Consider the following 13,276-nt stretch of genomic DNA (forward strand, 5'->3'; position numbering starts at 1 on the left):
GACCTGAGCGGCAGCTTTGCCTGTGGCGCCCGCCATTGGACGCCTGTTCCGTGACCCGCGAAGGGCCTGGCTAATTCAAAGCAGGATCCGTGCCAGTTCTGAGTGAAACGAAAAACCCAAATGAAATCAACATTACGCGCCAGACGCCGGCACGCGAGGCGACATCGCAAGCAGGTCAAAGATTGTTCATTACAGCAATCGCACGCACATTTTTTGTGCAATGCACAAGAATGGCGCGAGAATGATCAGGCTTCCGCGCGAGCCGCTTTCTGGCGCGCTATATAGCCGTCGATCTCGTCGGGGTCGAAGGTCTGACCGTCGAAGAAGCCGTCCGGCCCAAGCACCAAGCCTGCCCCGGTCGCACCGACAGCCGTGGCGACCTTAAGCGCGCCCTCGACCTTCGCATTGGCGCCGGGAAGTGCAACGCCAAGCGGCTTTAGCGCCGAGCGGTAGAGGTCCGGACGGTAGCAGTCACGGGCGATAGCAAGGTTTTCCGGCGTGTGCTCGACATGCCCCCAGCGCACCATCTGCGTATAGAACCACAGCGCATGGCTCTTCCACGGAAAGTTCGCCGCCTTGTCGAAGGGCAGGAAGAAGTCGTCGACATCCAGTTCGGCGCCGCCGCCCAGTTCAAGATGGCCGGTCAGGATCGGCATCTGGACAGCTGGTGGCAGGCCCAGGAAGCCAGCTTGAGCCATCACACCAGCCAGTTCGGCGTGGTTGCCCCGATCCTGGCACCAGCGCGCCGAATGATGCAGCGCGCGCAGCAATGCTGCCAGCGCGACCGGGTTCTCCTGCGACCAGGCCTTGCGCACGCCGATCACCTTCTCCGGACTGTTGCGCCACAGCATCGCCTTGACGGTGACGATATGGCCGGTGCCGGCGGCGACCGACGCGCTGTTCCAGGGCTCGCCGACGCAGTAGCCGTCGATCCGCCCGGCGACCAGCGCATCGGCCATGAAGGGCGGTGGCACGATGACGATCTCGATCTCGCGCTCCGGATCGATGCCGCACCCGGCAAGCCAGTAGCGCAGTTCGTAATTATGCCCCGAATGCGGGTGCACCACGGCAAAGCGCAGCGGATCGCCGCCAGCCCCGGCGCGCTCGCGAATGAAGGCACGAAGGGCTGCGCCCGCGCGCGCGGGCTCGAGATCGGGTATGGCGCCGTGTGCCGCCATGCCTTCCCAGACGGCGTTGGAGATGGTGACGCAATTGCCGCCAAGCCCGAGCGAAAACGGCACGATTGTCTCGGAAGCAAGCGGCGTCAGCCCGAGATTGCAGGCGAGCGGCATCGGCCCCAGCATGTGCGCCAGGTGGAAATGGCCGATGGCGATGCGGTCGCGGATGTTGGCCCAGGAGGTCTCGCGGTGCAGTGTGAGATCGATGCCCTCGCGTGCGGCAAATCCAAGCTCACCCGCCGCAACCAGCACGGCACTGTCGAAGAGCGGCATGAAGCCGGCGGTGATCTGGTGCTCGGCGCTCATGCTCATTCGTCCTCCGGCGGCCCGAGCAGCCCGGCGGCAGTCACCAGGCTCTGGGCAATGTCGCCGATCTTGCGGTTCTGGTTCATCGCCGTCTTGCGCAGCAGCGTGTAGGCGGCCTCTTCGGTCAGGCCGCGCGACTTCATCAGGATGCCCTTGGCACGGTCGATCACCTTGCGGCTCTCAAGCTCGCCTCGAACCTCTTCCAGCTCGCGCGCCATGCGCGAGAAAGCGTTGAAGCGGCTGACCGCCATGTCCAGGATCGGCTTGACGCGCTCTTGCCTGAGGCCGTCGACGACGTAGGCCGAAACGCCGGCATCGACCGCCGCTTCGATCGATGCCTGGTCCGACCGGTCGACGAACATGGCGATCGGCCGCTTCACCGCACGCGACAGCTGGAACATGTTTTCCAGCATGTCGCGGTTCGGGTTTTCCAGGTCGATGACGATGACGTCCGGCTCGATCTCGGCGATGCGCCGCGCAATGCCGGTCACATCGTGGATGACGGTGACCCGCTCATGGCCGGCCTCGCGCAAACCTGCCTCGATGATCGCGGCGCGGATACGGTTTTCGTCGATGACCAGGACGGCGAGTGAGCTGCGGACCATGCGTGCATTGTGGGCAAGGTCGCAAAATTGTGCAATGCGGCATGGTCACAGGCTCCCGCCGCGGAGCAACCCCCGACCGACAACGACCCCGTCTAGGTGGTCGGGACAAGGAACGCAGCGCAACGCTGGCGCTGGTGATGACAGCCTTGCCGGTCGCCTGGTGCCCTACCCAACGGTCTAGGTGCGATGAGACTTGCACCGCAACATCGGCTTGTTAAAGGTGGGGGCAACGACGGACATAGCTGTCCTTGCTCGCCGATCTGACCGGAAGGTTACCGCACGATGCTGCTCATGAAACGACGATTGGGAGCCAGCAAGCTCGCGCGCCCGGCACGGCGTCCCGGAGGCCTAACGACGATGTTTGCCCTGATTGCCGGGCCGCTCATCCTTGGCATCGCCCTCCTGCTGGCTGGCCCGGCACAGGCGCAGTCACCGGCCGCCGTCACGCCCGACAAGGTCAAACAGCTGTTCGAGCTTCTCGATGATCCGTCGGTGAAGGCCTGGGTGGCCGAGCAACGAAATCCGGCCGCTGGATCAACGGAAGCGCCTGCTGCGGCTGGCGCTCCGCCGGCCGACGCCGTGGCCGCACCGGGCCAGATGAATACTATGGCATCCTCGACGCTCGATCGGATCAAGCATCACATCGAAAAGATCGTGCGAACCTTGCCTTCGCTGCCGGACCAGTTCGCGCGCGTCCGGGCCAATACCATGGACGATATGTCCAGCAAGGGCCCCGTCAGCATATTGGTGCTGATTGCGATCTTTATCGCTGCCGGCCTGGCGCTCACCTGGGCAATATACAAGCTCACCCGTCCATTTCGTCTTTGGATCATCGCGCAACCCAGAGATACGCCCATCGGGCGGGCCAAGAAGATCGGCGGCCGCACGCTTTATTCCAGCATGATGATCGGCTCGTTCGCGCTGGGCAGCGCCGGTGCGTTCATGCTGTTCGACTGGCCAGCGCTCATCCGCGAGATTGTGCTGACATTTCTGATGGCTGCGGTCTTTACGTGGGCTGTGCGCCTATACGTGATGGCCACGCTCGTCCCTTCTTTCATGGAGGTCGAGCACGCCATCGAGGTTCGTGCCCTGCCGATCACCAACGGAGCTGCTGACCATTGGGCTTATTGGCTGCCCCGGATCGTCGGCGTTTTCGCCTTCTTCGCCGCCGCGTTTGTCCTCTTGCCGGGTCTCGGCATAGACCAGGACGGAATGATGGTCCTGTCGGTGGGCGCCGATTTCATCCTGCTGTTGCTCTTCCTGCTGGCCATTTGGCGTCGGCCAAGAACGCAGCGAGACGGCGCGCGCCACAGCGGTCACACGGCAGTGACATGGTTGTTGACGGCTTACTTCGTCGTTCTGTTCCTCGAACGCATTGCCGGCCTCTACACATTCTTCTGGTTTACCTTCACCGCATTCTTCCTGCCTTTGGCAATTGTGCTGACAGAGCGCGGGGTTAATTTCGTCCTGCGGCCCGGTTCGGAAGATGCCGGCCGGCCGACGATCCCGGCGGTGACGATCGCTGTCATCGATCGCGGTATCCGGATGATTTTCATCCTCGCGGCGGCTTACCTTCTCGCACGCGTACTGGGCCTGGACATGCAATCCATGCGCGGCAGCGATACGACCACCATGCTCATATTGCGCGGCTTGATCAACGTCGTGGTCATTGCCCTTGCTGCCGATTTCGGCTGGTCGATCATCAAAGCCTTGATCGAACGAAAGCTGGGCGTCGCGATACCGCAAGCGGTGGTGAGCGAAGAAGACATCCTCACCCTCGATCCGCATCAGGCGCGGCTGCACACGCTGTTGCCGATCATCCAGAACATTCTGCTAGCAGTGATCATCGTGATGGCGGTGCTGATGATGCTCGCTTCGATCGGCATCCAGATCGGCCCGCTGATCGCCGGCGCCGGCGTCGTCGGCGTCGCCGTGGGTTTTGGCGCGCAAACCATCGTCAAGGACGTGATCTCTGGCGTGTTTTATCTGCTCGACGATGCTTTCCGTGTCGGCGAATACATTTCATCGGGCAGCTACAGGGGTACGGTGGAGAGCTTTTCGCTGCGCTCGGTGAAGCTGCGCCACCATCGTGGTCCGCTGTTCACGATACCTTTCGGCGAACTCGGCGCCGTGCAGAACCAGAGCCGTGACTGGGTCACCGACAAATTCAACATCACCGTTGGCTATGACACCGATATCGACTTTGCTCGCAAACTGATCAAGCGAATTGGCCTGGAACTGGCGGAAGATCCGGAGTTCAAACACTGGGTGATCGAACCGATCAAGATGCAGGGGGTGCAGGAGTTCGGCGAGTACGGCATCGTCTTGAGGGTCAAGGTCACGACCAGACCTGGAGGCGCCTTCAGCATGAAAGGCAGGTTCTTTTTGCGCCTCCGCCAGGCCTTCAAGGAGCAGGGCATCGAGCTCCCATTCCCGACCGTCCACGTCCAGGGGCTGCAAGACCCGCATGGGACAGAGAATGCGCGTTTGGAGGTCACACCTGAATTACGAATGGCCGTCGCCCAGTCGCACACCAATCGGCGCAGAAAAAAAGCCGGCACAACGGAGTAGGACGCTGTGATACCCGCCGGTCGCAACACGGCTTTCCGCGCAAAGCCTGGACCCGCGACACCACGCTAGTCGAGCTGCCGATAGCGACGACCTGATCGCCGCCAACCAGCACCAGCGTGGCGTTCTGAGGCCAAGCTTGACGAAAAGAGCAGATATGCTGGCCTTTCCGCGAGGCTCAGAGCGCAATCCAGGCGGTCTTGAGGTCGACAAATTTCTCCAGCGCATGCAGCGACTTGTCACGGCCGAAACCGGACTGTTTGACGCCGCCAAGCGGCACGGTGATATCGGCTCCGCCATAGGTGTTGACGTGGACGACACCGGCGTTGATGGCGCGCACCATGCGATGGGCCGTGGAAAGATTGGCGGTCCACACCGCCGAGGCAAGTCCGTAGACAGTGGAGTTGGCCAGATGCACCGCCTCCTCCTCGGTCTCGAAGCGCATCACGCCGAGCACCGGTCCGAACACCTCCTCGCGCGCCAACTGCATCTCTTGCGTCACGTTCTCGAAGATCGTCGGCGCCATGTAGCTGCCGCCGGTCTCGGTCAGTATCCGTTCGCCACCGGCGACGAGACGGGCGCCTTCGGCTTGCGCCATGGCGACGAAGCCGAGATTCTTGTCCAGCTGTTCGGCGCTCGATACCGCACCGATATCGCTGGCGAGATCGAGCGGGTCGCCGACCTTGAGCCGCGTGGTTGCCGAGACAAGTTCGTCCATGAAAAGATCATAGACCGACGACTGGACGAGCAGACGCGAGCCCGCCACGCAGACCTGGCCTGAATTGCGAAAGATGCCGTTAGCCGAGACGACCGCCGCCTGCTTCAGGTCCGGAGCGTCGGCAAAGACGATGTTGGGCGACTTGCCGCCAAGCTCGAGGAAGACCCGCTTCAAATTGGAACGGGCGGAGTATTCGAGCAGCCGCCGGCCGACCGGCCCCGATCCGGTAAAGGCGATGGCGTCGACATCCATATGGAGGCCAAGCGCTTCGCCGGCGACAGCACCATGACCGGTAACGACGTTGAACACGCCTTCGGGAAGTCCAGCCTCGCTTGCGAGTTCGGCCAGCCGCAGCAAGGTCAGCGAGGCGATCTCCGGCGGCTTGACGACGACGCTGTTGCCGGTGGCCAGTGCGGGCGCAATCTTCCAGGCACCGATCATCAGCGGGAAGTTCCACGGCACGATGACGCCGACGACACCGAGTGGCTCCCTGTGGATCAGCCCGAGCACATTGTCGGCCGTCGGCGCGATCTCGCCATAGACCTTGTCGATCGCCTCGGCGTAGTAGCGGATGGTGCCGGCCGCCGACAGCGGCTCGGCCTTGTAGGCCATGCCGATCTCGGTGCCGTTGTCGCGCACGCCAAGCACGGCCAGCTCATCGACATGTTTTTCGATCAGCTCGGCAAATTTCGTCAGCACCTTCTTGCGAAAGGCAGGGGCGGCGCGCGACCATGAACCCTTCTCGAATGCTTTTCGCGCCGATCGGACCGCGCGATCGATGTCAGCGGCATTGCCGTCAGCGATGCTGGCAAAAGGGCGGCCGTCGATCGGCGAAATCACCGCCAGCGTCGCGCCGCTCGTCGCTGCGGCCTGTACGCCGTCGATAAACAAGCCCCGCTCGCCGATCTCCGTCTTGCGCAGCGCGTCGATGGCATTCTGGCTGATCATTGGTGGCGGACTCCCAGGGAAACATACAACGTGGTTGGCGCGCGGAATTCCCAGCCGCGAAACACCGGCACCTTGCCTGGCACCAAGCTGAGATCGGGGAAGCGCAGGAGCAGCAGCCTTAACGCAAGGCACATCTGCTCGCGCGCGAAAAACCGGCCCGAACAGAAATGATGACCAAAGCCGAAGGCGGCATGATTGCCTTCCCTGCGGTTGATGTCGAAGCGGTCTGGATCGGCAAAGCGGCTCTCGTCGCGGCTTGCCGAGGAGACAAGTGCAGCGACCGCGGCGCCGGCAGGGATGGTTACGCCGCCAAGCTCGACCGCCTGCGTCGTCTGCCGCGTCTGGGTTCCGATCGGCGCCACCCAGCGCAAGCCTTCATCGACAGCCCTGGGCACAAAGGTCTCGGGATCGGCGAGCACCTGCCGCAATTGTTCGGGATGCGCAAGCAGGCCGGCGAGGATCGAACCGGCACCATGTCCGGGCTCCTGCATGCCGCCAAGCAGAATGACCTTGATGCTCGGCATCAAGAAATCGATCGGCCGCGTCGTGCCTTCCGGCATGCCGTCATGCAGCATATGCGACAGCGCCGAGCCGTCGGGGGCGCGCGCAAGTCTATCCAGAGTCGGCCGGATGGCTGCGCCGACCTCGGCGCTGATCGCGTCGGCGATCTCTTGCCGCTTCGGGTCGTTCTCGAAATTGATGGCGCCCTGCGCAAGGCCATAGAACCAGCGGCGCAGCGTCGGCATGTCGATGTCGGCAAGGCCAAGCGAGCGCGCCAGGCTGAGCGTCGACACCGGCTCGAAATAATCCGCCATCAGCTCGGCGGAGCCTTGTTCGGCGATCCGGTCGAGAAAAGGTTCGGCAATCGACCGTACGAGATCGCCGGCATAGGCGGCGACGGTGCGCGGCCGGTATTTCGGATCGACGCCTTGGCGCAGCTGTCTATGCGTTTCGCCGTCGGTGGTCAGGATGGTCGGCTTGCCGAACGAGCGTTCGACCGGAGACGTACCGACGACAGCGGAGAAGATGTCGGGTGACTTTGCGACGGTCTCGACGTCCTTCCAGCGGGTGACGAACCAGAGATTGACCGCCGGCACGAAAGCGACAGGCGCGCTGCGCCGCAGTTTCGCATAGATCGGATACGGATCGGCTTCCAGCGCCTCAACGGTGATGCTCTCGGCAAAGCTCAACGCCGTTACTCCCTTGCGATGGAAAGGGGCGGCGCCGAACGCGCTACCCCCTTGTCCTTTGTCCTAGTCCTTCAGCGGCACGCCGAGATTTTCGAAGGCAACCGGATCCCGGCTCTTCAACGCACCGGCAAGCAGCAGGCCGACCACCGCGGCAATCAGCACCAACCCCGGCAGCAACGCGCCGAGGAAGCCGCTGGCGCCCGACAGGCCACCGAAATTAATGACGATCAGGTAGATGATGACGACGAAAGCGATGAAGGCCAGCCCAGGCAGGATGGTGGTCTTCAGCGCATTCTCCTGCGTCGACGGGTTGGCGCGGAAGTACATCACCACGGCGAGCGAGGCCACCGCCATCATGACGATGACTCCCAGCGTCGCGACATTAGTCAGCCAGGAAAACAGCGCCAGAACCGGATCGAGGCCGAGTATCGCGAACAGTCCGATGACGATCGCTGCCAACACGCTCTGGATGACGGAAGCGACATGCGGGCTCTGGTGCACTGAATGCGTCACGCCGATCGCTTCAGGCAACAGCTTCTCGCGGCCCGAGACGTAGATGTAGCGGGCAACCGCGTTGTGGAACGCCAGCACGCCGGCAAACAGGCTCGACACGAACAGGATGCCCATGGCGTGCGACAGCATGGTTCCGGCGTAGCGGTCGGACAGGCCGAACAGGAAAGTCGTCGGATCCTGAAGCTCCTGCAGTGCCGGCAACAATTTGTCGACGCCGGCGCCGACCGCCATCAGCCAGGCCGTGACCATGTAGAAGACGCCGATCAGCAGCACGGAGAAATAGGTGGCGCGCGGAATGGTCACCTTGGGGTCGCGGGCTTCCTCGGCGTAGATCGTCGTCGCCTCGAAACCGATGAAGGCGGCGAAACAGAACAGGATGGCGATGGCGGGCGAGCCGCTGACGATCTGGCTCCAGCTGAACGGCGCCGCCGAGAGGCCGCTGTCGCCACCGGTCTTGAGGATGGCGAGGTCTAACACCAGCACCACGATGTATTCGCACAGCACCAGCACCGTCAGGATCTTGGCCGACAGGTCGACCTGGCGGTAGCCCAACACCGCGACGATGGCGACGGCGATGAAGCTCCACACCCACCAGGGCAGGTCGATGCCCCAGCCGGCGAACAGGCCGGCGGTCGCGGCCCCCAGCAGGCCCATGACCCCGATCTGCATGGCGTTGTAGGACAGGATCGCGATGATTGCGGTTGCGCCGCCGGCAAAACCGCCGAGCCCGCGCGCGGCATAGGCATAGAAGGCGCCGGCATTGCCGACATGGCGCGACATGGCGACGTAGCCGACCGCAAACAGCAGCAGCAACACGGTCACGATAAGATAGGTTCCGGCAAAGCCCGCCCCATTGCCCATAAGCATGCCGAGCGGCGTGCCGCCGGCGACCGCGGTGAGCGGCGCCGCCGCCGAAATCACCATGAAGGTGATAGCGCCGACGCCAAGACTGTTCTTGCGCAGCCTGTTGGCGGGCGCCTGTTCCGAAACTGCTGACATTTGTCCCTCCAGTTTTACGAACCCGTGGGTTCGCGGCCGCTCGGCCTGCTCCCTGAATGCCATCGGTTCATTATTTGAACCCTTATTTTGAATATAGACTTGCAAAGAATGCGGATGCCTGTCAAGTTAATTCACACATTAAGTTTCTATCCGAGCGGGAGGCTGGATGGGTACGGTCGGCAAGGCGATTTCACTTCTGGAGCTGTTCACGGCGGACGAGCCCGAGCTCGGACTTTCCGATCTCGCGCGGCGGTGTGCGTTCGACAAGGCGACGACGCGGCGGCTGCTGATGGCGCTGGGCGGCCATGGCTTCGTCGAGCAGGATGCCGGCACGCGGCACTATCGCCTCGGCGCCGGCCTGTCGCGGCTGGCGCGTATCCGCGAAGCCTGCTTCCCGTTCCTGCCAACGGCAATTCCCGTGGCGCAGGATTTGGCGGGTTCGACAACCGAGACGGTGCATCTGTCGGAATTCGGCGTCGACAGGCTGATCACCGTCCATGTCGAGCATTCAAGCTGGGCAAACCGGGTGAACATCGATGTCGGCCAGCTTCTGCCGCTGCATTCCACCGCCTCCGGCATCGCCTATCTCGCCTTCGCCGACAACGCGACCGTGAAAGCATGCCTGACAGGTTCGCTTGAGGCCTTCACCGATCATACCCTCGTCGAGCCGGCCGCCATTTCAAAGTCGATCGGCGAGGCGCGCGACCGCGGCTATTCAATCTGCGACCAGGGCCATGAGGACGGCGTGATCGGCGTCGCGGCTGCAATCCGCGCCGCCGATGGTCTTGCGCTGGGGACAATTGCGGTGGCAGCCCCGAAGGCCAGGACGACACCGGCTACGATCGTGGAACGAGGGCTTGCGGTTGTGACCGCAGCACGGGAGATTTCGATGCGCCTCAATGGCGAAAACCTGCAAACCCTGAGGAGGCAGGCCTGATGTCTGCAGATATGGCGACGCCCCGCATCCTGGTCATCGGCACGGGCGATACCAAGACCGACGAACTGCTGTTCATGAAAGCGTGTATCGAGGCATCCAGTGGCCGCGCCGTGATGATGGATGTCAGCGTGCTGGGCGACCCCGCCTATAGTCCCGATCACGACAAGCATGCCGTTGCGCGGGCCGCTGGCGTGACGATGGCCGAAATCGTCTCGAGCGGCGATGAAAACACCGCCATGACATTGATGGCCGTCGGCGCCGTTCAGCTGGTGCGCCAGCTTCACCAGCGCGGCGAGATCGACGCCTTCATCGCCATCGGTGGTTCGATGGGAACCGATTTGGCGCTCGATGTCGCGCTGTGCCTGCCGCTCGGCGTGCCGAAATTCGTCGTCTCGACCATCGCCTACTCGCATCTCATTCCGCCCGAGCGTGTCGCGCCCGACCTGATGATGATCCTGTGGGCAGGCGGGCTCTACGGCCTCAACACCATCTGCAAGCTGGTCCTTTCCCAGGCCTGCGGCGCGGTGGTCGGTGCGGCGAGGATCGTGCTTGCATCCCGTGCTTCGGCCCCGGCGGTCGGACCGACCATCGGCATGACTTCGCTGGGCAGCAGTTGCCTGCGATATGTGAAGACGCTGAAGCCGGCGTTGGAGCAGCGCGGCTATGACGTTGCAGTCTTTCACACCACCGGGATGGGGGGCCGGGCCTTCGAATCGATCGCCAGCCAGGACCATTTCTGCGCGGTGTTCGACTTCAGCCTGCAGGAGATCACCAATCATCTTGCCGGTTCGGTCGTCAGCTCCGGCGCAGACCGGCTCGAGAATGCCGGCGCCCGCGGCATTCCGCAGATCGCAGCCCCTGGCGCCGTAGACATGGTCGATTTGCCGACCTGGCAGGCGCTGCCGACAAAGTTCGCGCAGCGGCCATTCCATGCTCATAACAGGTTGATCGGCTCGATCACCGTCGATGCCGCCGACCGCCGTGAAGTCGCCAGGACCATCGCCGCCAAGCTCGGTGCGTCGAAGGGGCGCTCCGCTTTCATCCTGCCCTCCGGCGGCATCCAGGAATGGGATGCGCAGGGCGAGCCGCTGTACGAACCCGAAGCCCTCGCGGCGTTCACCGATGAGATGCGCAAGGCCATTCCCGCCGGCGTCGAGTTCCACGAGATCGACGCCCACATCAACAGCGACGAGTTCGTCGGCAAGGCGCTCGAAATCTTCGACCGCTGGGTCGAGGAAGGCATCATCCCGCGCGGCATGCCGGCCAAGGGAGTGGCTGCGTGAGCGCTGTTCCTGCCCAGGCGCTCGTCCTCGATTTCGGCGGCGTCGTCACCCGGACCCTTTTCGAGACCCATGCCTTGACCGAACAGGCGCTCGGCCTCGCGCCGGGAACGCTGCAATGGCACGGGCCGTTCGACCCGGATTCAGATCCGCTGTGGCGCTCCATGCAGGCCGACGAGATCAGCGAGCGCGATTATTGGCGCACCCGCACCAGCGAAGTCGGCCGGCTCGTCGGCGAGGACTGGCAGGCGATGGAGACATTCGTCCAGCGCGCACGCGGAGCCGAGCCGGAAAAGATCGTGCGGCCCGAAGCCGTCCGCGCAATCCGGACCGTGCATGCGGCGGGATTTCGCCTGGCGATCGTGTCCAACGAGCTAGATCTGTTCTATGGCGCCGGCTTCCGTCAGCGGCTGCCGCTGCTCGAGCTGTTCGACACCATCGTCGACGCCACTTATACCGGCATCCTCAAGCCCGATCCGCGCGCCTATGCCTTGGTGACCGAGGCGCTTGGCCTGCCTGCCGGCGCCTGTGTGTTCGTTGACGACCAGCAGCGCAATGTCGATGGCGGCCGTGCCGCCGGCATGCGCACCGTTCATTTCGACGTCGCGCGGCCGGCACTTTCCTATGCCGAGGCCCTCGGCCATTTCGACCTCATCTCCTGAGACATTTGCGGAGCCTTGCGATGCGCGACATCAATTTCCTCACCGAGAAAAACGCCAAGCCGATCTGGCATCCGATGGCACACCCGGCCGAGATGCGGGCCAACCCGCCAAAGGTGATCATGAAAGGCGAAGGCGTGATGGTCACCGACATCGACGGCAACACCGTGCTCGATGCGGTTGGCGGACTGTGGAACGTCAATCTCGGCTACTCCTGCGACCCGATCAAGAAGGCCATCGCCGACCAGCTCAGCGCCCTGCCCTACTATTCCGGGTTTCGCGGCACGTCGACCGGCCCGTCGATCGAGCTCGCTTACGAACTCAGCGAATGGTTCGAACCGGAAGGCATGGTGCGGACCTTCTTCACCTCGGGCGGCTCGGATTCGGTCGAAACCGCACTGCGGCTCGCCCGCCAATACTGGAAGATCCGCGGCCAGGGCGACCGGACAAAATTCCTCGCGCTGAAGAAGGGCTATCACGGCACCCATTTCGGTGGCGCGTCAGTCAACGGCAACGCCAATTTCCGCCGCAACTATGAGCCGCTTATGCCCGGCGTCTTCCACATTCCCGCACCCTGGACCTTCCGCAATCCGTTCGATGAGACCGATCCGGCGCGGCTGGCCAAACTGTGCGCCAAAGCGCTGGAGGATGAGATCGCCTTCCAGGGCGGCGACACCATTGCCGCCTTCATCATGGAGCCGGTTCTCGGCGCCGGCGGCGTCATCGTTCCGCATGACAGCTTCATGCCGCTGGTGCGCGAGATATGCGACCGCCACGAAATCCTGCTGATCGCCGACGAGGTGGTCACGGGCTTCGGTCGCACCGGCGCCTGGTCGGGTTCGCGGCTATCCGGCGTGAAGCCGGATTTCATGACCATCGCCAAGGCGATCACCTCGGGCTATTTCCCGCTCGGCGCCACCTTGATCGGCGCCAAGGTCGCCGACGTCTTCGAGGCCGACAAGACCAGCTTCGGGGCGATCGGTCATGGCTATACCTATTCCGGCCATCCTGTCGGCTGCGCGGCAGGGCTGGCTGCACTTGCCGAGACCAAACGGCTTCGCCTGGACGAGAACGCAGCCGCGCGCGGCATCGAGCTGGCGGCGATGCTGGAGGGGCTAAAAGCCAAGCACGCGATCGTCGGCGACATCAGGTACAAGGGCCTGATGGCTGCGCTAGAGCTGGTCTCCGATCGCACGACGAAAAAGCCGGTGGACAAGAAGACCATGGCCGTGGTTTCGGAAGCCACTTATGACGCCGGCGTCATGCTGCGCGTGTCCGGCAACAACATCATCCTGTCGCCGCCGCTGATCATCGGCGCCGCCGACGTGGCAAAGATCGGCGAGGCCATCGATGCAGGTCTGTCGAGGGCCTGATG

General features: G+C 63.4%; 10 protein-coding genes. 5 read left to right on the top strand and 5 right to left on the bottom strand.

Going from position 1 to position 13,276, the window contains the following annotated elements; genetic code table 11:
- Positions 1–245 precede the first annotated feature (245 nt).
- Both NLY43_RS09745 and NLY43_RS09750 read right to left on the bottom strand, forming a co-directional pair.
- Positions 246–1,484 carry a CmpA/NrtA family ABC transporter substrate-binding protein gene (locus tag NLY43_RS09745; RefSeq protein WP_031198949.1) on the bottom strand — a complete coding sequence of 413 codons (1,239 nt, stop codon included), beginning with the start codon at positions 1,482–1,484 and terminating at the stop codon, positions 246–248.
- A 2-nt stretch (positions 1,485–1,486) separates the two neighbouring features.
- A complete protein-coding gene (locus tag NLY43_RS09750; RefSeq protein WP_023686949.1) occupies positions 1,487–2,089 on the bottom strand; it encodes an ANTAR domain-containing response regulator in 603 nt (200 codons plus the stop codon).
- A gap of 357 nt (positions 2,090–2,446) precedes the next feature.
- Between NLY43_RS09750 and NLY43_RS09755 the strand changes: the two genes are divergently transcribed.
- Positions 2,447–4,660 carry a mechanosensitive ion channel family protein gene (locus NLY43_RS09755; protein ID WP_023710029.1) on the top strand — a complete coding sequence of 738 codons (2,214 nt, stop codon included), beginning with the start codon at positions 2,447–2,449 and terminating at the stop codon, positions 4,658–4,660.
- A gap of 175 nt (positions 4,661–4,835) precedes the next feature.
- Here NLY43_RS09755 and NLY43_RS09760 read toward each other — a convergent pair whose 3' ends face one another.
- The 3 genes from NLY43_RS09760 to NLY43_RS09770 all read right to left on the bottom strand — a co-directional run bounded on the left by NLY43_RS09760 (position 4,836) and on the right by NLY43_RS09770 (position 9,025).
- Entirely contained in the window at positions 4,836–6,323 is a 1,488-nt protein-coding gene (locus NLY43_RS09760) for an aldehyde dehydrogenase (protein ID WP_023692260.1), read from the bottom strand.
- Positions 6,320–7,513, bottom strand: coding sequence for a cytochrome P450 (locus tag NLY43_RS09765; protein WP_023710030.1), 1,194 nt, complete (start codon positions 7,511–7,513; stop codon positions 6,320–6,322). Before NLY43_RS09765 ends, NLY43_RS09760 begins: the two co-directional genes overlap by 4 nt.
- A 63-nt stretch (positions 7,514–7,576) precedes the next feature.
- Positions 7,577–9,025, bottom strand: a complete 1,449-nt coding sequence (locus NLY43_RS09770) for an APC family permease (RefSeq protein WP_023710031.1) — start codon at positions 9,023–9,025, stop codon at positions 7,577–7,579.
- 166 nt (positions 9,026–9,191) lie between these two features.
- Between NLY43_RS09770 and NLY43_RS09775 the strand changes: the two genes are divergently transcribed.
- From NLY43_RS09775 to NLY43_RS09790, 4 genes are read left to right on the top strand one after another with little or no spacing between them, the layout of a single operon-like run.
- Positions 9,192–9,962, top strand: coding sequence for an IclR family transcriptional regulator (locus NLY43_RS09775; protein WP_023710032.1), 771 nt, complete (start codon positions 9,192–9,194; stop codon positions 9,960–9,962).
- Positions 9,962–11,245, top strand: coding sequence for a Tm-1-like ATP-binding domain-containing protein (locus NLY43_RS09780; RefSeq protein WP_023710033.1), 1,284 nt, complete (start codon positions 9,962–9,964; stop codon positions 11,243–11,245). The genes NLY43_RS09775 and NLY43_RS09780 overlap by 1 nt, the downstream gene beginning before the upstream one ends.
- Positions 11,242–11,904 (top strand): HAD family hydrolase, encoded by a 663-nt coding sequence (locus NLY43_RS09785; protein WP_023710034.1) that lies wholly within the window; start codon positions 11,242–11,244, stop codon positions 11,902–11,904. Before NLY43_RS09780 ends, NLY43_RS09785 begins: the two co-directional genes overlap by 4 nt.
- Positions 11,905–11,924: 20 nt before the next feature.
- Positions 11,925–13,274, top strand: a complete 1,350-nt coding sequence (locus tag NLY43_RS09790) for an aminotransferase class III-fold pyridoxal phosphate-dependent enzyme (RefSeq protein ID WP_023710035.1) — start codon at positions 11,925–11,927, stop codon at positions 13,272–13,274.
- Positions 13,275–13,276 lie beyond the last annotated feature (2 nt).

It is taken from the genome of Mesorhizobium sp. C416B, from assembly GCF_030323165.1.
In the GTDB taxonomy this organism is placed as follows: Bacteria; Pseudomonadota; Alphaproteobacteria; order Rhizobiales; family Rhizobiaceae; genus Mesorhizobium.